Here is a 25945-nt window from a genome sequence, read left to right as displayed (position 1 = left end):
CCCTGAATTCGGCGTGAATCACTACCAACAGCCTCGAATTGAACCGCCGCTGTCAGAGTGGTCCGATCTGCTGGCTGCGCGGAACCGATTTGCACCGGGCGAATCGCTGAGCGGACTCAGAATCGCCGCGCGCCGGCGACTGGTGGATTCCGCGGAACAGTTCGTACTGCGACTGAATGGTATCGCTCAACAGGCCGGTCTTCCCGAGATTGCGTGTCCGGTCCTGACGGGTGACCCGACTCAGCAGCCGCTGGTGATGACGGGACACCAGCCCGTCATTTTTCATTCGGGACTGACATTCAAGTATGAGACAGCGGAACGATTTGCCGCTGATCAGAATGCCATCGCGGTCGCGGTCGTGATCGATACCGACGAAGGTGACGTCGGCCGGTTCGAATATCCGGAACCTGCCGATGCAACGACCGCCGGGACCGCAAACACGCACGTCCCGCCGCTTCACGTTGTGTCCGGTTCGCTGAGCCAGCCTTCCGGCACAATGGCCGCCGCGGCACTCAAGCCATCGTCTGAAATCCCGGCGATCGCTGACAAAGTGCGGGCAGCACTGGCTTCCGTCGATCGGCGGACGTCAGGCGATTTCGCGCACGGTGTGCTGCAGAACTACGCAAGGCTGTCGGAAGCCAGTGCTGCGGCGCTGGAGTCGAATCTGATCATGCGCTGGCGGCACGGCATCGGCGGTCGAATGCTGGAACTGCCGTTGTCGGCGATCGCTGCCTTCCCGGAAACTCTGGAACTGACGGCCGGCATCATTCAAGACGCTCGCAACTTCGCTGACGGCTATAACCGGGCACTGGGCGACTTTCGAACCCGGCACAACATCAGCAACGCGGCAAATCCATTCCCGAATCTCACGATCACGGATTCCGTTTGCGAACTGCCGTTCTGGGTTCTGGACCACACCCGGCAGACTCGACGCGTGCTGCAGATCTCCGGCTCCGGCGGTACAACGACATTGCTGGCGGATGGCGAATTGACGGAAACGACCACGGGCGGAATCACATCGCAGGCTCTGGAATCGCTGCTGCTGCGAAACGTCCAGATCGCGCCGCGGGGAGCTCTGATTACGGCATTCCTGAGGTTGCTGTTCAGCGACCTGTTTGTTCACGGAACCGGAGGCGCGCGTTACGACCGCTTCACGGACGAATTCATCCGGTTGTGGTGGAAGGTCGAACCGACCGCATTTGTGATGGCCAGCGCGTCTCGCTATCTGTTTGCCGAACAACGAACGGCGCTGGAAAAGCAGGACCTGCTGGCCGGCAGTCTTCGCGATCTTCAACACAATCCGCAGCGATCATTCGGCACCGGCGTGTTCTCACAAAGTGTGGAGACCGAACTGCAGTCGCTTGTCCGACAAAAGCAGTCCGCTGTCGAACAAATGCGGAACGCTCACGCCGACGGACGATCGGCACGGGAGATTGGCCGCGAGATCCAGCGGCTGTCGGACCGGATCAAGGCTGCGGTCACCGATTACTTCGAACCGCAACTGGCAGGGCTCGCTCAGGTGACTCAGTTTCACCGCGACGCCGTCAACGGCCGTACGTACCCGTGGTTCTTCTTTCCGCCGGACTCGGGAAACCCGCGGCACTGACGCATTCCGGAGCCGTTCGATGCACGTCCGGCTTCACTCATGCTCTCGTCCCCGAGCTCCCGCCCTGGAACGAGGGGTCGGGAACGAGGGGTACTGCCGGAGCTGCGTCGTCGTGAGGCTTCCCGGTCAATTGAACCACAGTGCAAATTGGAAGAAGTTGCCGCGGAATTGTTCCATCATCGTCTGCCATTCCTTCGGTTCAATGATGTCACCTTCTTCCAGGTACGGAACCAGCGCGGTGCCCTGCGCCCAGAGTGCCAGGTCGAATCGCGTCGGTTCGGTAAACATCCGGCGCACGTTCAGGCCGAGCTTTGGATTGCGGGGAAAATTCTGGTCCCACGGACCGAAGCCGCCCCTGATGCCTCGCCAGAAGGGGACCAGTTTTTTTCCCGCGAGGATCGCTTCCAGCTCATCCAGAAACTCATGCCAGCCGGTGATGACCTGCTGAGCGACCTGCAGGCCGGGGATCGCGGCGGTCTGCTTTTCATTCGGGATCCATTCGTTTTCGTCGTCCGTTTCTGTCTGGATCAGTTCCCAGCTTCGGCGGCTTAGCCGGATGACGGTTTCCATATGATCCAGCGCGGAACGCATGCGGTCCGGTTCTGTGACTTCGTAGTTGACCGTATGCAGCCATGCGATCAGGTCCAGGATGTTCTGCCCGTTGAAGCCCCAGAACTGTCCGGTTCCTTCTTCGGCCAGGAACTCGTACGGCGAATCGACGTTCGGATAGAACAGGTGCGCCGTGCGTTCGAACTGATCCTGCCAGTCGTAGGCGAGCACCATGTCGGACAGCGCCAGCAGGACGTGGCAGTAACCCCGCAGCCAGACGGCGTCCGCATCGTCGAAGGTGATTGTCATGTCGGGAGTCGGCGGAAGTTCCTGGTTGCGGGCGGTTTGCTGCAGCGTCTGCATCACGGCCCAGACCGATTCGGAATCGGTACCGATGCCATCGCCGTTGAAGTCCAGTTTCGCGTCAGCAATTTTCAGCGGCAGTTTGACGCCGGAAGCTTTGATCGCTGCCAGAGTCTGTTCCGCCTGACGCAGTCGCTGCTGCAGATCGATCAGAATCTGCCGGGCCTTTTGGTACGAGACCTGTTCCGGGTCTTCATTCTCCCCGATGGGCAGCCGCATGAACGGCAGAGCTCGCCCGCGTCCGGCCAGCAGACCGTAGCGATACTGGTCCCGGCCGAGTCCTTCGACTGCCTGCAGGAACTGCACGACACCCAGGCTGAAGCGAGCCTGCTGGTCGTCGGGATTCAGGCGGATCGCTTCCTGCAACGATTCTGCTCCGTCAGCCAGTCGGCCTTTCAGCAGAAACGATTCCACAGCCGGCGCGTCGGCGGCGGCGATGGATGGGAAGGAAAACAGCGTCGCCAGGACCAGGCCGGTGATTGCGATTGGTGGAGCCATCACGTCGGATCTCCTTTCGATTCGAGTGGGGTGGGTGCAAACCGTCTGCTCGCGCGGTCACGGTGGTGGTCTGCTGCCGCTCGAACTCCGGATAGACAACGGCGCCATCCGTCGACGGCTGACAATGTCGTGTCAGACGCTGCTTCGCCGTGCGGCTGTCAATCTTTGAGCAATACCGGAAACTCAATCGCTCAGCTTGACGGAGATGCTGACAGGTTCACCGTCGCGCAGCACTCTGACGGTGATCGTGTCGCCGGGCCGGTAGCTTTCGACTTCCGAAAGGAATTCGTCGACCTTCAGCGTTTTTCGGTCGTTGACGCCGACGATCAGGTCAGCGGCGGCTCGATCTTCGTACTCGAAAACGACGAATCCTCGTTTCTGGCGGCGGACGGACGGGCCACGGATGCCGGCCGCCGCGGCAGGCCCCGACGGATCCAGTCGCAGGACTCGCAGCCCTTCTTCGGTGCGCAGCACTTCCAGGATTCCGATTTCCGGCCGGATGACGCGACCGTGCTGGATCAGTTCCGGCACGACTCGGGCAATCAGGTTCGACGGGATCGCGAAACCAATGCCCGAATTCTGACCGGTGCTGCTGGCGATGGCGGTGTTCATTCCGATCAGTCGTCCGTGCGAATCCAGCAGCGGTCCGCCGGAGTTTCCGGGATTGATGGCGGCATCGATCTGAATCACGGACTTGATCGATCGGGCTCGCGTCACCGGCAGTGTTCGGTTCAGGCTGGAGATGATGCCGGTCGTCATCGTGCGTTCCAGACCGAACGGATTCCCGATGGCAAACGCTTTCATGCCGACCTTCAGCAGGCTGGAATCACCGATTCGAACCGGGTGCAGAAGTTGTTTCGGCGCGTCGATGCGAATGACGGCCATGTCGTTGATCGGATCGACTCCGACCGGTTCGGCTTCATAAGCTTGGCCGTTGAACAGCGTGACCTGAATGCGCGCCGCGTCATTGACGACGTGAAAGTTCGTCAGAATGTGGCCGTCACGATCCAGGACGAATCCGGAACCAGCGTCTTCAGTGGGATTTTCACGAAACAGAATTCGTTCCCCGCCGACCCGCGTGGCGATGTTGGCGACGCTGCGGTTGTTGGATTCGTAAACGTAGGCGGCTGCGGCTTCGTCCGGCGTCAGTCCGTCAAAGTTGTACGCCTTCGGTTCGGAAAATTCGTCGGTGGCATCATCCCGGTCGGCCGCGGCGGGAAGCGTCAGGGATCCGCTGTTTTGGCGAAGCGGTGCCGGTGGCGGCAGCGTCGGCAACTGCTGAGCGGCCAGTTACGTCGCTCCGGAATGACCGGCAATCCACGCCCGGCCACCGTTCCCGCGACCGTGCAGAGAAGGCAAGTGGCAATGAACTTCATCACGGATCCTTATGGCGTGAAGTCAGTCGTCAGTTATTGAGAATCAGCCACCGGTTCGCTCTGTCGCCGCGCTGCGGCTTCGGCTGGTCCGGCAAACTCCGGAAGTTCATCGGGACTGACTCCCGGGATTTCGTAACCCTGGAATCTCGGGCGAGTCTGCTGCGGCCCGAAGAACTGCTTTTCGTCGAGTTTTAGCCATTCGGTGGTCATTTCGGAAAGATCGACATTGCCGTCCTGGTGGTGCCAGGTCGCTTCATTCCAGACGAACTGAATGGATGACTCTTCGTGACCGTCAGACCGCTGAAGCCAGTAGGCACGCCATTCATCGAAGTCGAATGAACTGAAGGTCAGTTCTGCCTCACTGCTTTCGAGATTCCAGAACCATTCGATTCCGTGAAACAGATTGGTGGATCCTGTCCACGTCAGCAGTTCCTCCAGCCGATCGATCGACGCGTGTCCCCGCGACTGCACCAGCGTGCCGCCGCCTGTGACCGATGCGAACACGCATCCGCCGCTGTTGATGGAAACGGCCGGCAAAAGTCTCTGAGGACCGCTGCCGGTGACCGCGTCGCTGTCCTGCATTCGGATCAGCGGCTGAGTCAGCAGGCAGGTCACGTGAGTCAGATCGAGCTTCAGTTCGCCCTGCGCGTAATTCATCGACGCGCTGCCCGTGCTGTTCAGCAGCGAACCGTCAAGGCCGAAGCCGGAATCGCTGATCTGAACGTCCAGGTCCGACTGCGATTCCACAAACAGCAGATCCGCGGCTCCCCGCGCGATGACTCGAGTCAGGACGACACCTGTCGGCGCAAATCCGGAATCGGACCCGCTGGTATCATTCATTCGAAAAATGGCGGCTCGCGGCTGAAGACCCGCGGAAACATCCAGGCTGACGTTTCGCAGTACGACCTTGTTCGGGCCGTTGCAGTCGAACACCGCCCACTGACCACCGGCGAAGCTGTCATCCGCGGAAAGACGAATCCCCACACCTTCAATCGTCAGCGTGGAGTTGTTGATCAGCCGAAAGACGCCGACACGCGTTTCCGCGCCGGAAGGAGACTGAAATTCCAGAACCGGATGGAATCCTTCGTCCGCTTTCAGGGTCAGGATTCTGCCCATGATCCGGTCCAGACCGTCCCGCGGAATGCGGCGGATTCCATTGAACCGCAGCAGAATCGTGTCGCCGTCCTTTGCTTCGGCCATCGCCAGGCGAAGACTGTCGTAGTCCCCGACTTTGTTCTTGCTGATCGAGGCCAGACCAAACGCTCCCCGACGGCCGATGCCGACCGGTGAGTCGGATCGGCTGGTTGTCGCCGCCGGGGATTCATCGGGAGGCTGCCAGCGTGTTGATGCGCCTTCGTCATCCGCTGCGATCTCGGGATTGTTCTTTTCATCGTCCGAATTCGCGGCGGCAATCGCGCGGGATTCGTTGAACTCCTGTTCGAATCTGCCGGGTGCGGTCGACGTGCCGCCTGGCGACAGTGGCTCCGAATGCCGATCGTTCGCGGGTTTGGTTCGCGCCGAGTCCGCGTCGCCGGAGTCAGCCGCGATCGCGGTATTCGGTCCCGTCGGCGTCCGAATTGGAAATGTCTGCGTCGGCACGTCGTCGCTGATGACAACAGGCGACTGCGGAGCAAAATGCATGATCAGCGCCGCCAGACAGATCAGCGCCACGGAACCGAACAGAAACACGGCACCGGAAACCTGCCGAATGGAAGGTGATTCAATTCGCTGCCAGACGATGCCTTCGGCCGGCACGCTGCGCAGTCCCATGAACGCTGCCAGCTGCATCAGATCTGCCAGCAACTGTCCCGGATCCTGGTACCTGTGATCCGGATTCGTGCTCATCATCTTCTGGACGGTCGCGGCCAGTTCCGGTTCGATGCCGCGATTGATCCGGGCCGGATCCGGAGGCGTCTTGCCCTGGTGATCCAGCAGCTTTTGCAACGCGGTGCCTTCCGGATAGGGAGGCTGACCGGTCAGCATGTGATACATCGTGCAGCCCAGCGAATAGATGTCGCTGCGAATGTCGGCTGTTCTCGGATCGCGGGCCTGTTCGGGAGAAATGTAATCGAAGGTTCCCAGTGTCGTGCCGGCGACAGTGATTTCGCCGATGGAATCCTGTGATTCGCGACGAGCCAGGCCCAGGTCGACAACTTTCACTCGACCCGTTTCGGTCAGAATGATGTTTGACGGCTTGATGTCGCGGTGGACGATTCCCGCGGCAAAAATATGGTTCAGGGCCAGCGTTGTCTGAATCGCGTAATTAACGGTTTCGGAAGACGTCAGCACGCCGCGCTGCTGAATGAGATCCTTGATGGTTCGGCCGTCGGCGAATTCGTAAGCGATGAAATAGATGCCGTCCTGCTGTCCGGTGTAATACACGCGAGCGATGTTGTCATGGTTCAGTCGGGCACAGGCACGCGCTTCGTTGCGAAAACGGGCGACCAGTGACGCGTCGCGCGACGTTCCGGGATGCAGGATCTTCAATGCGACGTCGCGAGACAGTTCCAGGTCGGTGGCCAGAAACACGGCCCCCATTCCCCCGGAAGCGATGCGTTCCCGCACCTCAAAATGAGCCAGGCGCAGTCCCCGTTCCGGAAGACCTTCCTGGCCGTTGTTCGGAAACAGTCGGTTCAGAAGTTCCTGTCCCGCAGGTGTATAGACACCGGAAACCGGCGGGCTGCTGTCACCATCCGGCGACCGAACCACGGTCTGCTGATCGTCAGCCACCAAAGGCCGCTCGGACAAAGGAACACCCGGTCCCGGCCGATCCGAAAGTTCAAGCTGGCTGGATGGCTGAGTCATGGAACCTGTTTCGGCAAACGGCCATTGACGCGGAAAAGTCGCGAATTTCTCAGCACCAGGGTCGCCTGACAAAGTCCGGCAGGAAGTCACCGCAGAGGGCTGTGTCAGGCAGGAATTCGCTTCAGGCGGATCGGTTCAGAAGCTTCGCCTGCGAACGACCTGACAGCAATCTCTGGCCAGCCACTATCATACTGCCTCCGGATACCGACGTCAAAAAGCGTTCGGCCCCGGAATCCGGCTGTCGGGCGTTCAATTCGCAGAATCGTCACGTCTTGAGCGGCAATGCGGTTCCGGTCGTAGCAGGTACGCCGGATTCGCCGCCGGCATTGGATTTCGCCGTGCTGACCGGCCACAATGCAGGGCCTGCCCGCTTCCCGCCTTCAAAGTCACTCCCATGACGCAACGGCTTCCAAATTCCGGCCATCCGACGAGTCGACTCGTGCCAGCAGCGCTGCTGACAGCCGGTGTCCTGCTGATCGCTGGAAACCATCGCTTCGAAGTCACCGCCGCCGAAGACGCGGGCGAACAGTCCGCCGAACAGTCCACTGAAACAGCGCCGGAGATCTCCCGTGAACAACGTGCGTTTGTCGAGACAAAGATCCTGCCGCTTCTCAAGGCACGCTGTTTCGAATGCCATAGCGACATGGCGGAAGAACCTGGCGGGTCGCTGCTGCTGACCAGCCGCACTGCAATGCTTCACGGAGGCGACAGCGGTCCGGCCGTTCAGCCCGGCAAACCGGATGACAGCCTGATCATTCAGGCCGTGAGATATGAAGCCTTCGAAATGCCGCCTCGTACACGGCTGCCGGAGGAAGAAATTGATCTGCTGTCCCGATGGATTCGCGACGGAGCGCCCTGGCCGAAGGACCTGGATACCGCTGCTCCGCCGCCAGCCACGGAAATTCCGCTGGAAGAACGGAAGCGGGCTCACTGGGCATGGCAACCCATTCAGCGTGCAGAAACTCCCGCCGTGGAACATGCCGACTGGCCGAAAAGCGATGTTGATCGATTCGTTCTGGCTCAAATGGAAGCCGCCGGACTGCAGCCGACCATGGATGCCGACCGGCCCGCTCTGGTTCGCAGGCTGTACTTCGATCTGATCGGACTGCCGCCCACGGTTGCTCAGGTGGCTGCCTTCGTCAATGACCCGGCAAGCGACGATGACGCGATTGCAAAGCTCGTCGATGAACTTCTTGCCTCACCGCATTTCGGAGAACGCTGGGGACGGCACTGGCTGGACCTGGTGCGATATGCCGAAACGCTGGGCCACGAATTTGATTATCCGTTGCCGTACGCGTGGCGGTACCGCGATTACGTGATTCGGGCGTTCAACGCAGACGTTCCCTACGACCAGCTCATTCGAGAACACATCGCCGGCGACCTGCTGCCCAATCCACGACGAAATCCTGACCAGGGCTTTGACGAATCCGTGATCGGCACGGGTTTCTGGTTTCTGGGCGAAGATAAACACGCGCCGGTGGACGTGAAGGGTGAAGAAGCCGCTCGCATCGACAATCAACTGGACGTGTTCTCCAAGGCGTTTCTGGGCCTGACTGTTGCCTGTGCCCGCTGCCACGACCACAAGTTCGACCCAATCTCCTCAAAGGACTATTACGCGCTGTCCGGGTTCCTGCAGAGTTCCCGGCGCACGACGGCGTGGCTGGATCCCGATGGAGCGATCGGTCGCAGGGTGGAGAAACTGCAGGCGATTCAGGACGACACGGAACGGCTGACGGCTCAGTTGCTGGAAACTCACGCCAGCGCCGCAACACTGCAGAATCTCGCGTCCGCCGCAATCGACGTCGTCCGTGGCGCCGATCCTGCATCAACTGCCGCGGAACACAACTGCGACGCGGAACTTCTGCAACGCTGGGTGACACTGTTGAAGCAGCCGGAAACTCGCGCGCTCAGCCACCCGCTGTCGTGCCTGGCGACGGTGGCTCAGGCAGACGGCAGTGCAGAAGCGGCCCCCGTCGCCGACTGGAGGAACCGTGCAACCAGCGAACAGACATCGGCATCCGATCACACAACTCTGCTGGCCGATCTGAGCAACGGACGACCCGATGGCTGGTTCGTCACAGGCCCTGCGTTTTCCTCGCGTGAAGGACGCGGGCCAATCGTCAAGTGGACGCCGGCCGGGCCAAAGCTGTCGGCCGGCCAGGGCGTCACGTCCGCGGAACTGTCACCGGGGCTCACGGGTTCGCTGACCAGCCCCACATTCGAACTGACAGCTCCGGAAATCCTGATCCGCGTCGCGGGTGAAGCAACGCGCGTGCGACTGGTCATTGACGGCTACGTGATGAACGAATTCAGCGAGCTGCTGTTTGCGGGGGCTCGCAAGCCAATCGACACCGGCGGCGCATTCCAGTGGATCCGACTGGCTCAGGACGTTCATCGATATCAGGGACATCGCGCTTATCTGGAGTTCCTTGACGAAGGCGGCGGCTGGTTCACGGTCCGGGAAATCCGCTTCGCGAATCAGGCCGGTGCCGAACCGCCGGCCGAAACCGTCAGCGACGCGAACCTGCGTCTTGCCGCATCACTTGCCGACAACGCGGCGGGCGGTGACGTCATCAAACAGTGGGCAGCGACCTGCGCGAGTCAGCCAGCCGTTCAGGCAACCGTGTTCAACGAGGGACTCGTTCCGGTTGCTGACGACAACTGGGCGCAGAAGGCCGAACAATGGACCGCAGCGGCGCGCGATGTCCCGCAGCCGGTGCCGGTGATGTCCATGACCGAAGGCACGCCGGAAAACGAATCGCTGTTCATTCGCGGCAGTCATCTGAATCTCGGCCAGCCCGTCGAACGCAGCTTTCTTGATGCGATCAGCGGCACCGAACAGCCGCGCATTGAGGCTCACAGCGGACGGCTGGAACTCTGTCAACGTATGCTGTCGCGAGACAATCCGTTTCCCGCGCGAGTCGCCGTGAATCGTGTCTGGCATCACCTGTTCGGCGTCGGCATCGTTCCGTCCACGGACAACTTTGGTGTCCTGGGTCAGGCTCCGACGAATCCGGAACTGCTGGACTATCTGGCCCACCGGTTTCGCAGCGACGGCTGGTCCGTGAAGCGGCTGATTCGAAGTCTGGTGACATCCCGCACGTACCGGCTCAGCAGCCAGCGTTCATCAGCCGATGAACAGGCTGACCCCACAAATCACTTGCTGCATCGGGCGAATATCCGGCGTCTGGAAGGAGAAACCATTCGCGATGCGATTCTGCAGATGTCCGGAAGTCTGGATCCGACGCTCTTCGGTGAACCCGTGCCCGTCCACCTGACAGCCTTCATGCAGGGACGCGGTCGTCCCGCTGTCAACGGTCCGCTGGACGGCAACGGCCGCCGCAGTATCTACATCTCCATCAATCGCAATTTTCTGTCACCGTTCATGCTGGCCTTTGATGTGCCGGCTCCCATGACAACCATCGGTGACCGTGGCACGTCAAACGTCCCCGCTCAGGCGCTGATCCTGCTGAACAACGACTTCATTGCTCAACAGTGCGACCGCTGGGCGGCGCGGCTGCTGGAAACGGGTGACGATGTCGATGCGATGCTGAATCTGGCATGGCAACAGGCCTATTCCCGACCCGCCAATCCCGCAGTCATCGGGAAACTTCGCGAATTCATGGACACGCAGGCATCGCAACAGAGCACCTCCATCGATGACAGCGACGGCCTGAGGAACGCACTGGCTGACGTCTGCCATGTGCTGCTGAATTCCAAGGAATTTCTGTTCCTGAACTGACGCTGCACGCGACCACAAAATCGCAACAGCTTTGAAGTCACCATCGGGGAGGGCGAGGCTCCTGCCGAGCCGCGTGTGCCGGAGGACGCACGAGACCGGAGAGGCCAGGCTCCACGGCGGGTAGCATGTCTTCGCAGAAGGCGTGTCGCGCAGCGATCGGAAACGCTGACAGACGACCTTTTTGGTATTCGACGCACGTCCGAGTCAGCATGTCTCAATACGCTTTCCGACGGCTACGCCGCACAACTTCTCCGAAGATGTGGTACCCGGGTTGACCACGCGAGAATAACGCAGCGCTGCGGTCGCCGCGCGGGTTGTCTGGTCTCAGCGCCAGCCATAAACTCGCGAGTCACAGCAAACCTCTGTCTCTCAGAAGGGTACCGTGCATGCTTCATCGCATCCTGTTGTTTGTTGCCGCCGGCGTGATGTCGGCCGCAGCGATCGCCGCGGAACGGAACGTCATTTTCTTCATCACCGATGACGAAAGCCCGACGCTGGGATGTTATGGCGACCCGATCGCCGTGACCCCGGCGATCGATGCCATTGCCCGCGACGGAATGCTGTTCCGGAACGCTTTTGCCACCACCGCAAGCTGCAGCGCCAGCCGGTCGGTCATTCTGTCGGGCATGCACAATCACGCGAACGGCCAATACGGCCATCAGCACGCGTACCACAAGTTTGCGTCGTTTCACAACGTCGTCAGCCTGGCGCTTCCGCGAGTCATGGCGAACGCCGGGTATCGCACGGCACAGATCGGAAAATACCATGTGGCTCCCGAAGAGGTCTATCACTTCGAATCATATCTGACCGGCAACGGACGCAACGCGGTGCAGATGGCGGAAAACTGCCGAGCCTTCATCAGCGACACGTCGGACCAGCGACCATTCTTCCTGTACTTCGCCACCGCGGATCCTCATCGCGGAGGCGGAACCGACGAAACGTCGTCGCGAGAACTGAAGCCGGATCTGTTCGGCAATCGGCCCAACGACGAAGCTCACCGGGGCGTCGACGAAGTCTTCTACGACCCGGCCGATGTCCCCATCCCCTGGTTTCTGTCCGATACGCCGGAAACGCGTGAAGAGCTGGCTCAGTATTACCAGTCCTGTTCCCGCGTCGATCAGGGAATCGCTCGACTGGTACAGATTCTGAAGGAAGCGAACCTGTACGACAAAACTCTGTTTGTGTTCACATCCGACCACGGAATGGCATTTTCCGGAGGCAAGACGACTGTTTACGAAGGAGGTCTGCGGGTTCCCTTCATCGTCCGCGATCCGTACCAGCCGAAGCGCGGCGTCGAATCTGATGCGATGATAAGTCACGTCGATATCGCACCTTCGCTGCTGGACTTTGCCGGAGGTCTCGATCAGGAAATCAATGGCCCGCAGGATTGGGTCGATCCCGACGCATTCTGGAAGTCCAGGGAATACGCCAATCGGGAAAACCGCGGCTCGGGAAGTTACCGCAGCTATCACGGCAAATCATGGATCCCGATTCTCGCCCGGCCCGAAGCGGAACATCGCGACACGATTTTCGCGTCGCACACCTTTCACGAAATTCAGATGTACTATCCCATGCGAGTCGTCCGCGACAGGAAGTACAAGCTGATCTGGAACATCGCCCACCCGCTGCCGTATCCGTTCGCGTCAGACTTATGGGCGGCGTCAAGCTGGCAGGCTCAGTATCAAAAAAGCCTGAACGCGCCGTACGGACAGAAAACCGTCGGCGAATACATCCACCGTCCGCAGTTCGAACTGTACGACATCGCCGCCGACCCGACCGAAACACGGAATCTGGCCTACGAACCGGAATTCGCCGCCACACTTCAGCAGTACCAGGAAAAACTGAAGGACATGCAGCGAAGTCTCAACGATCCGTGGATCATGAAGTGGGATTACGAATAGCCGGGCTTTCGTTCGTCGTGGCCACAGTGCAGGGACGGCGTCAAGGCGATGAAAGCGTTTCTGCTTCGAAAGCACAAGTGACACAGTCGCCGTGCAGCCAGCGTGAATCTGGCGCCGCGTCCTGGTAAACTGACCGAAGATTCACCCGCCGAACCTGCGCCGGATTGACAATCATGCAATTGCGTATCCTCTTCCTGTGTGCTGTCGTCGCCACCGCTCAACGGTCCGCGGTGGCTGATGAACTCCGCCTGCTGCCCGAAGACTTTCGTCTGGACGGCAGCGAGGCGCGGCAGCGACTGCTGCTGGAGTTCTTCGATGCCGACGTCGCGCGCGGTCCGGCAACCGGTGACATCGTGATGTTCGCCTCAAATGAGAACGTCGCGCGCATCGCGAACGGCGTTGTCATTCCCGTCGGCAATGGCACCACCACGCTGGCGGCAGTTCGCAACAAAGAAACGGTTGCGGCCGCAAAGGTGACCGTCAGCAACATGGACCAGCCCTTTCACTGGACGTTTCGGAACCATGTTCAGTCGGTGCTCGCCCGGCAGGGCTGCAACAGCGGTGCATGTCACGGAGCCCTGGCCGGGAAAGGCGGCTTCAAACTTTCGCTGCGAGGCTACGACCCGGATCGCGATCACTTCAACATCACCACGCAACAGCGCGGGCGGCGAGTCAATCTGGCTGATCCGGCGATGAGCCTGCTGCTGACCAAACCCACAACCGCGGTGGCTCACAAGGGGGGCCTGCGGATCGACACAGATTCGCTCAACTATCGTGTCATCTCCGAATGGATCGCCGACGGAGCACCAGCGCCGTCGGACAGCGACGCCCGACTGACGCGACTGGAAATCCTTCCGGATCGCGTCACGCTGGACGCCGAGGAAAAACAGCCGCTGCTGGTTCTGGCGCATTATTCGGACGGCCGCGCCGAAGACGTGACTCACTGGGCGAAATTCACATCGGCAAACGAAGCAGTGGCGACAGTCGACGAAACCGGTCTGGCCAGCGTTATCGGGCCCGGCGAAGGAGCCGTCACGGCATGGTTTGGAAGCCGGATCGTCATCGCTCGCATCACGGTACCGTTTGCGAATCAGGTTTCTCCGGAAGACTTTCTGCTGGCCGGTCGCCGCAACTTTATTGACGACCTCGTGCTGAAGCAGCTTCGCCGGCTGAATCTGAAGCCGTCGCCGCGGTGTTCGGATGAGACGTTCATTCGCCGCGTTTATCTGGACACCATCGGAACTCTGCCCACGGCGCTGGAAGTGCGCGAATTTCTGGCCAGCGGGTCTCCCGCAAAACGTGACGACGTCATCGAAGCGCTGCTGCAGCGAAGTGAGTTTGCCGACTATTGGGCATACAAGTGGTCCGACCTGTTCATGATTAACGGGACGCTGCTGCGGCCGGAAGCGGTGAAGGCCTATTACACGTGGATTCACGAACGGGTTGCGTCCAACACTCCCTGGAACGAAGTTGCTCGTGAAGTTATTACCGCCAGAGGATCCAGCTTCGAAAACGGAGCCACCAACTTCTTCGCGCTGCACCAGTCGCCGGAAGACATGGCCGAAAACGTCAGCCAGGCGTTCCTTGGCCTGTCCATCGGCTGCGCGAAGTGCCACAACCATCCGCTGGAAAAATGGACCAACGATCAATACTACGCGTTTGCAAATCTGTTCTCGCGCGTCCGAGCCAAGGGCTGGGGCGGAGATCCCCGCAACGGCGACGGAAACCGAATTCTGGTCACCGTCGACAGCGGCGAACTGATCCAGCCGCGCACCGGGAAACCTCAGCAGCCGACACCGCTGGACGCCGATCCGATTACCTTCGATGCGGATATCGACCGTCGCGAATACCTGGCGGACTGGCTGACGTCGCCGGAAAATTCTCTGTTCGCCAGATCCATCACCAATCGCGTCTGGAAAAACTTCTTTGCCGCAGGGCTGGTGGAACAGGTCGACGACATGCGTTCATCCAATCCCGCCAGCAATGAAGAACTGCTGCAGGCCGCGGCCGATTATCTGGTCGATCAGAACTACGATCTGAAAGCGCTGATGAGGCAGATTCTGCAGTCCGAAACGTATCAGCGGGGCAGCGAACCACTTCCGCAGAATCAGCACGAACAGCGGCAGTTCTCACGCTATTATCCGCGACGGCTGATGGCGGAGGTCCTGCTGGACGCGATCTCGCAGACGACCGATGTTCCCACAACGTTTAACAAGATCGCGTTCCCCGGCGCCGATATTCGCGACACGGATTTCTATCCCGTCGGCACGCGAGCCATCGCACTTTATGATTCGGCGGTGCAGTCGTACTTCCTGCAGACCTTCGGGCGCAACCAGCGACGCATCACCTGCGAATGCGAACGCAGTGACGAACCCAGCATGGTTCAGGTGCTGCATATTTCCAACGGCGATACGGTCAACGAAAAACTCAGTGCGAAGGACAACCGGCTGGCGGCCTGGCTGAAGCAGTTCCCGGACGACGACACCGCCATGCTGAATGAAGTCTTTCTGACGTCGCTGTCACGATTCCCGACCGAACGCGAACGTACGGAGTTGCTGGCTGCCCTGGAATCAGCGTCGCCGGAAGATCGCCGCATCCTGCTGGAAGACATCGTCTGGGGCATACTCAGCAGCCGCGAGTTTCTGTTCAATCATTAAGCGATGCCGCGCACTCGCAACATCATGCTGGTCATCGCCTACCAGGGAACGGCGTACTGCGGCTGGCAGATTCAACCCAACGGACTGACCATTCAGGAATGCGTCGAATCGGCAATCGGAAAGCTGACCGGGAATCGCCCAAACGTCCTGTGCGCAGGACGAACGGATTCCGGCGTTCATGCTCTTGGGCAGGTTGCCAGCTTTCGGACGGACTCAAGTATTCCGGCCGCTCAGTTTCGACGGGGTATTCAGCGGTTTGTCCCGGATGACATCGCCATCGTCAGTTCCCGCGAAGTCGCTCCGGAGTTCCACGCGACGTATTCCGCTGTCCGAAAACGATATCGCTATTTGTTGTTTGACGGGCCCGTCCTGCCGCCGTTTCTGAAGAACCTGGTGTACCGGCCGCGCAGCAGTGTTGACGTGGACGCCATGCGAGCCGCGCTGCCTGACCTGCTGGGAACTCACGATTTTCGCTGCTTCGAAAGCCACTTTCCGAACAAAGCCACCAGCGTGCGAACCGTCATGGAAGCATCGATCTCAAGACTGCCGCTGGCCGATGTGTGGAACCCGCCACATCGCTGGCAACCGGCCGACGCGCGGGTTCATCCCGATCCGGGCGCTCCACTGCTCAGCTTTGAAATCATGGCGGACGGTTTTTTGTACAACATGGTCCGGGCGATTGTGGGAACGCTCCTGCGAATCGGCACCGGACAGCGCCCCGTCGAATATCTGCGCGATGTCATCGCGTCACAGGATCGCGGACTGGCCGGCTCCACCGCCGCCGCCGAAGGGTTGTATCTGGTGCATGTGGACTACCCTCCGGAACTGCTGTTGCCGCCGCAGCCATCGGGCGGCTGATCCCGTCGTCCCTGTTCGACGAAAACGCCGTCGTTTGTGCTTGCCACTTCACCGCAGCCGGCGATCATGAACCAACCGAGGCAACGCTGCCCAGTGAACTGACAAATCAGCCGCTGACGGCTCGTTTGGCCGGTGTGGCGACGACGACGAATTCGCAGCGCGGCAATTTTCTGAGCGCGGAACTACACTTCAACACAACTGCGGGCCGCACGACGCATGGAAGCCATCAGAACAGGACCAACACATGAATATCGTCATCAGGATCACGACCGGACCGGGCACAGGAACGTGCCGTGTCGTGAATCTGGGCCAGAAGGCGACGATCGGAGCGTCGGCAACCTGCGACTGGGTTCTTGAAGACGCGTCAGACAGCGAAGCACAGTTTTCCATTGAATGCACCCGGCTTGGGTGCTGGGTCGAAGGCCGGTCGAAAGTGTCCGGCCTGAAGGTCAACGGCATCGCGACAAACCGCAGAAAGCTGTGCGACGGCGACATCATCACGCTCGGCGCATGTTCATTCATCGCCAGAATTCGCGGCCAGCACAACCCGCTGCAGGCTCACAACATTCCGCTGGTCGGAACGGAAGAATTCGCACAGCGATTCAGCCGCAGCGTCTCCGCCAGACTCTCCGGCACCTGGACGCGATCCATGCGGAAGAGCACCGTGCAACCGATCACCTGGCGAAAATCACTCTCAGGGCAGTGATCACGCGCCACGGCGAACAGATGTTGCCGCAGCCAAATGCGACTTCCGCCACATCAGACTGGATTCCTGGACGGCACGGCGACGGCGGTCTTGAGAGACTGCTTTTACGAAACCTCGCTTTCAACGTAGACTCCACGGTGGCACTGCCGTTGTGAAGCCAACAATCCACGAAGCGCCGCTCAACACGGCCACAACCCGATGAAGTACCGCTTCCGGACTCGACGTCTATTGCTTCACACCTTCAGCGACAAAACACCAGCAGGAACGCGGAGATGTTTCCGATACCCGTTGTCCATACCTGGAAGCGTTTGCGAGTCTGGTGACCGCCGCGGTCTTCAAAACCGTTGAGATGTCAGCAATGGCGTCTGGTGGGTTCGATTCCCATCCGCTTCCGTGGGTTCACCCTGCTGCCCGCCGAACAGGCCCGACGCACCGTGATTGGCGGGTCAGGGTCGATTCCAGGCGGGTGACCCGCGACAGAAGATGCGTCACCTTCGACACGATTCGCTTTTGTAGTCTCACACGAAGACACGAAGACACAAAGGGATCAGCGGGTTCGGCTCTTACTTTGTGCCTTTGTGTCTTTGTGTGAGTCATTCTTCTTCACCTTTGAGCAGCGCGTGAACGGCGGCGGTGAGGAGTTGGGTGCGGGTGGATTCGCGGCGGGTCAGGGTCGATGCCAGACGGGTGACCCGCGACAGAAGGTTTTGAATCCACCTTCCAGACGATTCGGTTTTGTGGCTCACGCGAAGGCGCGAAGTCGCAAAGGGGACAGAATCTTCGCGACGTCGCGTCTTCGCGTGAATCATTTGTCATCACCGTCGATTCACCGAACTGCGACCGGAATGAGGAGTTCGTCTGCAATGCTTCGCGGCGGGTCAGCGTCGCAGTCGAGTAGATCGTGGACAACCCTGATTCGGGTCACTTGCGGGTTGATGTTGCCGTCCGAGATTGTGTCCGGAACAAGAATTGACACCTTCTTTGGGGGGTATGCCGGACCGTCGAGAGTTGCCGGAACACGTGCTCCGCGGTTTGGGAAGATGACGAACTCGGCTGCAATTGATCTGTGCCTTGGTCAGTTCGGAGTGCTTCTCTGGGCGGATGCGACCATCGTCATGTTGCCGGAAGTCGACTGGGAGCCGTCAGGATGATATGGACGCGGATGTGAAATGGAATGCCGGATGAGACGAACTCATCTTTCTTCGGATACGACTCCCCGTAATTCCCATCGTTAATGCGTTCTGCGACATTACCCAGCCGTGCCCAACACCATCCCGGCGGCGTTCGTGTCGACTTTTCGGTTTCGTCGATTTCCGTAAGCGGTTTCTCGACTTTCATCAACCCGTCGGCGACCAGTCGTGCCTTATGTTCGATGATCCGCGAAAGCTGAGACTCCGCTGGTTCATCGTTGGGGTTCTGTGGGACGAGTTTGCCCTGGACGGCGAGTTGGAGGATGGTTTGGCGGAAGTCGGGGAGGGTTTCGGGGGTGTCGTAGAGCACCTCGAAGTGGTCGCAGACGCGCTGCCAGGCGGCGGACAGTTCGGAGCCTCGCTGGCGGGCTCCCGCACCGCTCGCACTCGTCAACCGCTCCAGCGACGCCCGGTTCAGACGAACTCGCACACCACGACGCTCACGCTGAACCGCCTCCAGCCGGTCGCACAAACCCATCAACTCGTCCACCTTCGCCACGATCCGATGCTGTTCCGAGCGGGGGGACAGGAACAATGGCGGACAATTCCAATCGGAAAGGCCGCAGATTCCGCCCAGTGAGATGTTGGCGATATTCGTGGTCTGACTCGGGTTGCCTTGAGAGCGGAACGCGGCCTGCATCTCTGGCGATCTCAACGCCCATAGCAGGAACTTTGGATCCGAGTCCGAACGGTCGGATCGCCGCAATGAATCCGCCGAATGACGCTCTTTCAGGGATACGGTCAACGTCGCCCGCGAGTTTCCCGACCAACTCATAGCTTCAAGTGCCATCGAGATGATCAGGTCGTCGATCGACCTGTAATCCCACTGGTCGACTCGCAAAGGTTTCTCTGTCTTCCGGAATGTGAGGATGAGATCATCCCAGTTCAATCTCGTCCTGAACACTCGCAGTTCGCAGGCAGGCAACGGTACCCCCTTTGATCGTTCCCTTTGCGGACGCAGGGAACGTGCGCCGCGAATGATCTGTACTACGTTCCCGAGTGCGGCGATTTCCCACGAGCTTGGAATCGAATGATCTTCTGGCAATTCTGAACGGTCTGGATTCTCGACCAACTCCTGTTTGCTGAAATCCAAGACGTTTCGTCAGACGTTTCTCCTTGATCAGTCGTGCCTGCGTTTCGGCATCGCGACGGGGGCATCACTGAAAATCCTGCTCGACCGCCCGCTTCAGCTTCCGCGCACGGCGAGTTCAGAATCAACTCACGCAGCTTCGGCACTCCCTCCGCCAACTCGGCCAGCGTGCCGAATTCGTCGGGGAACTCCTGCGGTGTCATGCGGCACGAAGGCCAGCACCGGAGGAACTCCTGCGGGCGTTCCAGCTCCCAAGGGCTCCGTCCTGCAGGGCGTGTACTGGCGGCGAATCGACCGGATTTACACGAGACGCAAACGTCGGTGTCAGAACATGTTGCAGCAATCGGCGAATGGCGGAATTGTCTAAGTCCCAGTCTACTCGCCACAAATCGACTCCGTTTTAGACATTCGGCCGGGCTGGCTGGCCGGGGACTGCTCACCGAAGCGGTTCCGTCTCGTCCGGCTCCTGTAAATTCTGCCGATCGCCCCTGTTTTACAAGAGCCGTAACCTGTGTCTTGCAGCAATGTTGCGCCATCATTGTCTCAACATTGCAGCGTCGAGAGCGTGTAAAACGTGTCTCAGTCGCCATCAACAGCCTCCGGTTTACACAGACGCCAGGCAGACGCGGTGCTCTGGCCGACCCGCTCGATAAGGCCGTTTCGCCGCATTTCCTGAAGCAGGTTCGTGAGGAAGTCTTCCTTCTGCTGTGCCGAACGGGCATCTGACAGCTTGTCGAGCAGCAGCTTCCGGAAATCGTCTTTCGTGGCTGTGTCCTGCATCGTCAGCAACTCGACGATGCGATCCTGGCAGTACCGCTTATCCATGCCGCGTTTCCGCAGGTAGTCCACGGCTGTGTCGGTGGCAGCGGCCACGTCAGCGGAGACGTGAATGTTCGGACGGCGGCCTTCGATCAGCTTCTGACGCTTCAGCGATTTGAACTCGGAATCGCCCAGCGCGATGTTCTTCTGGACGCGGTCCAGAGCCACGACGTCCAGCAGATCGAGGTCCGTGCGCGCGATCAGGGCGTGCGTGTATTTCTCGTCGAGAATCCGACCGTGCAGCCGCATCTCAACCCGGTTGGGGTGGGAGAGGTCGTAGTCCGGCAGCGGGAAGAATCGCTGTTTCTGGACCGTGAACATCCGACGAATGCCACTGCCAACGGTATCGATCATCTTGAACTGCACCATCGCCTGAGCCAGGCACGCGTTGCGATAAAACTCAGACGGAGCGTTGTGCCGTAGAACGTCGTCCACGGAACCGGGGATAAATTCACCGGGGTTCGTGAACAGCAGTGCGTCGGTGTCTTCGATGACAGAGATCTGACCGCCGGTCTCGTAATTCTGGTGAGCTATGCAGTTGTGCAGAGCTTCGCGCATAACCCACGGGTCGTACTGAGAAATCTCAGTGGGAATCAGCGTGCCCGGCGGGAGGTAGCGCACCGTGAGGTTCCGAATTTTTCCGAACAGACGCTCGCCGGACAGCAGGAACGGCGGCTCGAAGTGGGCGTAGTCTTTCGTGTTGCCGTTCTCGTCACGCAGCAGCCACGTCATCTTCGCGACGGACGGTGACAGGTGATGCGTGGCTTCCGGTCTGCCCAGCAGGACAAGTGCGGCGCGGGTGAGGCGGCCACTGACTGCCAGCTTCGCCTTGTTGAGGAACGTCACGTCATCTGCGGCGCCGATCTCGTCTGCAAGCTGTGGGTTCTTCTGTTCGAACTTTTCGCGGGCACTGAGCAGGGCAGCAGGATGCAGGTCGTCGAGTGTCGCGGCTTCGCAGATCTGAGCAGACCAGTCGGCCTCAACAGCCTGCCGGCGGATCGCGTCAAACTTGTTCGCAGCCAGATAGCCGAGCGATTCGTGAATGCGACCGTACGACACCTGCTTCCACGTTGTCGGAGCACCACGCAGCGCCGGGGGAATCTCGAAGGCCAGAACCCGCTCGCCATCTACAGTCAGTTCGTGGAGGGCGGAGAACGTCAGCCGATGGTTGGTGTGCTGAGCGATCTCGGCTTTCAGACGCTCCAGACCGGGGGCTTCGTTCCGGTAATGGGTTCCGCAAATCTGTCGAGGCGGTTTGTCGGTGACGCCGAAGATCAGCCAGCCACATTTCTGCCTGGCAAAGTTGGCTTCGTTGCTGAGTGCGGAGAAGTACTTTCCGACGTCCTCGAAGTTCTCCTGCTGCCGGGCCGCTTTGAACTCCAGCCACTCGGTTTCCGCCGGAAGCGCGATCAGTTGTCGGAGTCGTTGCTCGTTCACGACACGGGCTCCCCAACACTAATCAGTGCCGATGCGAGTTCCTGCTTCAGGGCATCCAGAACGCTGGCGGCTTCGGCGTTGACATTGTGGAATTCCTTCAGCAGTTCGTCCGGATCGCCGGGACCGTCGTCAGAGCTGTGCGGGTTTTTGATGTCGAGGTTGTAGCCGTTGGCGGCGATGTCGGCAGCGGAGACTTTCCAGGCGAATTCGTTTTCCTCACGTTTTGAGAGGTCGGGGTCTCCGGCTCGGCGGGAGCCTCGCCCTCCCGGTTTGTGGACTCCCCACCAGGCCTTTTCCGTCTCGAATTCGTCGATGCGGATCGGTTTGGTCTTTGAATAGCTTTTGTAGCCCGGCGGATAGGGGTGCTCGTAGAACCACACGTCCTTCGTCGGTCGGCCTTTGGTGAAGAACAGCAGATTCGTTTTGATGCCCGTGTACGGATTGAACACGCCGTTGGGCAGACGCACGACGGTGTGCAGGTCGCACTCGGTCAGCAGCTTTTCCTTGATGCGTGTCTTGACGCCTTCGCCGAAGAGCGTGCCGTCGGGAAGGACGATGGCCCCGCGTCCGCCGTCCTTCAGCAGATGCATGATCAGCACCAGAAACAGGTCGGCCGTTTCTCGCGTGCGGAACGTCTGCGGGAAGTTCTGTTCGATCCCGTCCTCTTCCATGCCGCCGAACGGCGGATTGGTGACGATCACGTCGACTCGATCTTTCGGGCCGTAGTCGCGGAGCGGGCGGGCCAGCGTGTTGTCGTGCAGAATGTTGGACGGAATGTCGATGCCGTGCAGCAGCATGTTGGTCGTACACAGCAGATGCGGCAGCGGCTTCTTTTCGACGCCCCGCACGGACTGCTGGAGCGTCTGCTCGTCCTCGACGGATTTGACGTATCGGCTGCGAATGTGCTCAATCGTGCAGGTCAGAAACCCACCGGTGCCGCAGGCCGGATCAAGGACCGTTTCACCAAGTTGCGTGTCGACCATATCCACCATGAACTGGGTCACGGCTCGCGGCGTGTAGTATTCGCCGGCGTTGCCGGCCGACTGCAGGTCCTTGAGGATCTGCTCGTAGATGTCGCCGAACAGGTGCCGCTTTTTCGAGTCGTTGAAGTCGATGTCGTCATTGATTCGGTTGACGACCTGCCGGAGCAGCGTGCCCGATTTCATGTACTGGTAGGCGTCTTCGAACACGTTGCGAATAACCTGACCGCGCGACTTCCCGTTGGCGGCAACCTTGAGTTCTTTCAGTTCGGGGAACAGCCGGTTGTTGCAGAAGTCGAGCAGTTCATCGCCCGTCATGCCTTCCGGATCGGCCGCCCAGTTCCGCCAGCGGAGTTCCTTCGGAATTGGCGATCGGTAGTTGTCTTCAAGCAGTTCGTATTCGTGCTCACGATCGTCAAAGATCTTGAGAAACAGCAACCAGACAATCTGCCCAATCCGCTGAGCGTCGCCGTCGACGCCCACGTCCTTGCGCATGATGTCCTGAATGGATTTGATCGTGGTGGAAAGGGACATTTGGCTCCGAATCGCTCAGATTGCTCGCTCGAATGAAATGTTCGACGGTTTGAAATGTTCCAGCAGAAGTCGCATTACACTTTCTCCCCGGGTGCCCCAGCCAGACGTGAATGCATACGTCCCGTTTCGGCCCGTTCTGCGATGCCAAGCTGTGAGAATGTGGCGGGTTCTACCGGGTTAATTCCTTCGGCCGTGTATCGATAGATGGGCATCGTTAACTGACTTCCCCGTACAACGCTGCTTCCAGATCCTTGAGTGCTCGCAGATAGTCCTGCTTACTGCCGAACAGCTTCACAATCTCCAGCGGTGTGCCAAAACTGGATAGAGGCTGCACTTTGAGAATCTCCATGCTTTCGATGTCGTCAATGCCCTCGTCGGCGTACTTGTCCAGCAGGGCCTGCAGGACGGCGCGTGCGTCGTCGCCGTACTTTGTGAAGTAGTCCCGTTTCTTCACGTTCTCGGCCCGCTCACGCCGCGTCAGCGGCGGCTGATCAAAGGCAACGTGGCAGATGAGATCGAACGGGCCATAGTCGCGACCAACTTCGTCAGCGAGAGCCTCGACGAACACGCCCTGCTGTTCCAGTTCGTCGACGATCGCCTGCTTTCTGTCGGCTTCGGTCCATCGTGTCAGGAAATCATTCAGAGATGCAAACTCCTTCCGCACGGCCTTGCGGCTGTAGTCCTTCAGTGACTCGACAATCAGCTTGCCGTCCGGCCCAATGTACTGCACTCGCTCGCCGACAACCCGAACCGGGACGTCATCGACATAGAACTTCCGGCGCTTACCGGGAGCTATCACGGTGTCGCCGCCGAGTCCCGCTTCGCCATCGTCGTTGCCATCGATCACCGGAAACCCGTCTTCGTCGACGGAAGCCGCCTCGACTTCGCCGTCATCGTCGTCAGGCGGAACGACCGACTCCCCTTCGGCCGGCACGTAGATCTGAACCGGATCGCCGTCGAACGCGGGATCGGCAAACAGTTCCGTTGCCTTGCGAAAATCCATGATCGTGAAGAACAGCTTGCCGTATTCTTCGTTGATACGGGTACCGCGTCCGATGATCTGTTTGAACTCCGTCATCGACTGAATTCGCTGGTCCAGCACAACGAGCTGGCAGGTTTGAGCGTCAACGCCGGTTGTCATCAGCTTTGACGTGGTGGCAATCACCGGATACCGGGATTCCGGATCAATGAAGTGATCCAGTTCCGCCCGTCCTTCCGGACTGTCACCGGTGATGCGCACGACGTAGCGAGAGTTCTCCTCCACCAAATCGGCGTTCGCATTGACCAGCGCCTGCCGCATTCGTTCGGCGTGCTCGATGTCTGCGCAGAACACGATCGTCTTTGCGTAGCGATTCGTTCCCTTCAGGAACTCGGTCACCTTGCGAGCCACCAGTTTCGTACGTTCATCCAGTACCAGCGTGCGATCAAAATCCTTCTGGTTGTAGATCCGGTCATCGATCACTTCGCCGTGCCGATCCGTCTGACCGGCTGTCGGTCGCCAGCCTTCGACATCCTTGTCAATGTCGATGCGAACGACCTTGAACGGTGCCAGAAACCCGTCTTCGATGCCCTGCTTCAGCGAATACTGGTAGACCGGATCGCCGAAATAGTGGATGTTGGAAATATACTTCGTTTCCTTTGGGGTGGCTGTCATACCGAGCTGAGTGGCGGAACTGAAGTACTCAAGAATCTCGCGCCACGCCGAATCTGCTGCCGCGCTGCCACGGTGGCATTCATCGATGACGATCAAGTCGAAGAAATCAGGTGAGAATTCGCGGTAGGCTTTCTGTGCAGCCTCCGGCCCGGTGATCGCCTGGTACAGTGCCAGGTAGATTTCGAACGACTTGTCGGCGGTCCGGTTCGTGATCTTTGTCATTGCGGAACCGAATGGCTTGAAATCGTTGGTCTTCGTCTGGTCGACCAGAATGTTGCGGTCCGCCAGGAACAGGATTCGCTTCCTGGCCCGCGACTTCCACAGGCGCCAGATGATCTGAAATGCCGTGTAGGTCTTGCCGGTGCCGGTGGCCATCACCAGCAGGATGCGATCCTGCCCGCGTGCCACGGCTTCAATCGTGCGATTGATGGCATTCAGTTGATAATAGCGTGGCGACTTACCGCTTCCGTCGGCATGAAATTCCTGCTGCACGACCGGTCGGCTTGAGGCTGGCAGGTTTTTGGCAACGCAGTAGCAATTCCACAGTTCGTCCGGGCTCGGAAACTGGTCGAGCGGCAGCTCGCGCTCCTTTGGTGAGGCTCCCGGCGTACGGTCGTGGAACAGGAAGGCGTCGCCGTTGGAGCTGAAGACGAAAGGGATGTCGAGCGTCTCGGCATACCCCAGAGCCTGCGGCATCCCGGCGCCAACGGAGTGGTTGTTGTCTTTCGCCTCAATAATCGCAACCGGGATTTCCGTCCTGTAGTACAGGATGAGATCCGCGCGTTTCTTTTTACCGCGTCTGACGATCGTTCCCTTCACCATGACCCGGCCGTTGGTGAAGGTGACTTCTTCGCGGACCTGCGTCAGCGTATCCCATCCGGCGGCCTGAATCGCCGGCAGGATGAGTTTGCTGCAGATGTCTCGTTCGGAAAGTTGCGACTTATCCACGGCAGGGCGGCCCAGGTCCGGGTGCGGGAACAGGATCCCCGACATGCTACCGGTGGGCGTAAAAGCCGACAAATAACTGACGGGTTGCGACCGACAGGTACGAGCCATCGCCCTGACGATGGCGGGCTCGCGGTCTCAGGTCCTGTGACGGCCCCTGACGTCACAAGACTGCAGAGCTGAACAGTCCGCTTATCCGGGCCTCCTCCTCCACGGACTGCAGTTCGGTTGCGCC

14 protein-coding genes and 1 tRNA gene are annotated in these 25945 nt (G+C 59.7%); 7 read left to right on the top strand and 8 right to left on the bottom strand.

Translation table 11 applies throughout. The features are described from left to right. The first annotated feature begins 13 nt into the window (after nt 1-13). Nucleotides 14-1606, top strand: a complete 1593-nt coding sequence (locus tag R3C19_00435) for a hypothetical protein (protein ID MEZ6058808.1) — start codon at nt 14-16, stop codon at nt 1604-1606. A gap of 126 nt (nt 1607-1732) precedes the next feature. Here the strand turns inward: R3C19_00435 and R3C19_00430 are convergent, their stop codons facing one another. The 3 genes from R3C19_00430 to R3C19_00420 all read right to left on the bottom strand — a co-directional run bounded on the left by R3C19_00430 (nt 1733) and on the right by R3C19_00420 (nt 7197). Next, nucleotides 1733-3016, bottom strand: coding sequence for a hypothetical protein (locus R3C19_00430; protein MEZ6058807.1), 1284 nt, complete (start codon nt 3014-3016; stop codon nt 1733-1735). Nucleotides 3017-3199: 183 nt separating this feature from the next. Continuing rightward, nucleotides 3200-4291 (bottom strand): trypsin-like peptidase domain-containing protein, encoded by a 1092-nt coding sequence (locus R3C19_00425; GenBank protein ID MEZ6058806.1) that lies wholly within the window; start codon nt 4289-4291, stop codon nt 3200-3202. A gap of 134 nt (nt 4292-4425) precedes the next feature. Beyond that, nucleotides 4426-7197, bottom strand: coding sequence for a serine/threonine-protein kinase (locus tag R3C19_00420; protein MEZ6058805.1), 2772 nt, complete (start codon nt 7195-7197; stop codon nt 4426-4428). A 439-nt stretch (nt 7198-7636) separates the two neighbouring features. Between R3C19_00420 and R3C19_00415 the strand changes: the two genes are divergently transcribed. The 6 genes from R3C19_00415 (at nt 7637) to R3C19_00390 (ending at nt 17455) form a co-directional block, all read left to right on the top strand. Continuing rightward, nucleotides 7637-10939 (top strand): PSD1 and planctomycete cytochrome C domain-containing protein, encoded by a 3303-nt coding sequence (locus R3C19_00415; protein ID MEZ6058804.1) that lies wholly within the window; start codon nt 7637-7639, stop codon nt 10937-10939. A 386-nt stretch (nt 10940-11325) separates the two neighbouring features. Beyond that, nucleotides 11326-12840, top strand: coding sequence for a sulfatase (locus R3C19_00410; protein ID MEZ6058803.1), 1515 nt, complete (start codon nt 11326-11328; stop codon nt 12838-12840). 173 nt (nt 12841-13013) lie between these two features. Continuing rightward, entirely contained in the window at nt 13014-15497 is a 2484-nt protein-coding gene (locus R3C19_00405; protein MEZ6058802.1) for a DUF1553 domain-containing protein, read from the top strand. A gap of 3 nt (nt 15498-15500) precedes the next feature. Further along, entirely contained in the window at nt 15501-16355 is an 855-nt protein-coding gene (gene truA / locus R3C19_00400; GenBank protein ID MEZ6058801.1) for a tRNA pseudouridine(38-40) synthase TruA, read from the top strand. Between the two features lie 244 nt (nt 16356-16599). Beyond that, nucleotides 16600-17061: an FHA domain-containing protein gene (locus tag R3C19_00395; protein ID MEZ6058800.1), complete on the top strand. Its 462-nt coding sequence runs from the start codon at nt 16600-16602 to the stop codon at nt 17059-17061. A 300-nt stretch (nt 17062-17361) separates the two neighbouring features. Continuing rightward, nucleotides 17362-17455 (top strand) — tRNA-Sec (locus R3C19_00390). 199 nt (nt 17456-17654) lie between these two features. Here R3C19_00390 and R3C19_00385 read toward each other — a convergent pair. From R3C19_00385 to R3C19_00365, 5 genes are all read right to left on the bottom strand, one after another. Then, entirely contained in the window at nt 17655-17870 is a 216-nt protein-coding gene (locus R3C19_00385) for a hypothetical protein (protein MEZ6058799.1), read from the bottom strand. 304 nt (nt 17871-18174) lie between these two features. Then, nucleotides 18175-19344, bottom strand: coding sequence for a hypothetical protein (locus tag R3C19_00380; GenBank protein MEZ6058798.1), 1170 nt, complete (start codon nt 19342-19344; stop codon nt 18175-18177). A gap of 576 nt (nt 19345-19920) precedes the next feature. After that, a complete protein-coding gene (locus tag R3C19_00375; protein ID MEZ6058797.1) occupies nt 19921-21597 on the bottom strand; it encodes a putative DNA binding domain-containing protein in 1677 nt (558 codons plus the stop codon). Further along, a complete protein-coding gene (locus R3C19_00370; protein ID MEZ6058796.1) occupies nt 21594-23111 on the bottom strand; it encodes a class I SAM-dependent DNA methyltransferase in 1518 nt (505 codons plus the stop codon). The genes R3C19_00375 and R3C19_00370 overlap by 4 nt, the downstream gene beginning before the upstream one ends. 214 nt (nt 23112-23325) lie before the next feature. Beyond that, complete coding sequence (locus R3C19_00365) at nt 23326-25758, bottom strand: DEAD/DEAH box helicase family protein (GenBank protein ID MEZ6058795.1); 2433 nt, start codon at nt 25756-25758, stop codon at nt 23326-23328. Nucleotides 25759-25945 lie beyond the last annotated feature (187 nt).

It is taken from the genome of Planctomycetaceae bacterium (assembly GCA_041398785.1).
GTDB lineage: Bacteria > Planctomycetota > Planctomycetia > Planctomycetales > Planctomycetaceae > JAWKUA01.
Note: the sequence above shows the minus strand (reverse complement) of the source record. Positions and strands in the feature narration are given on the sequence as shown.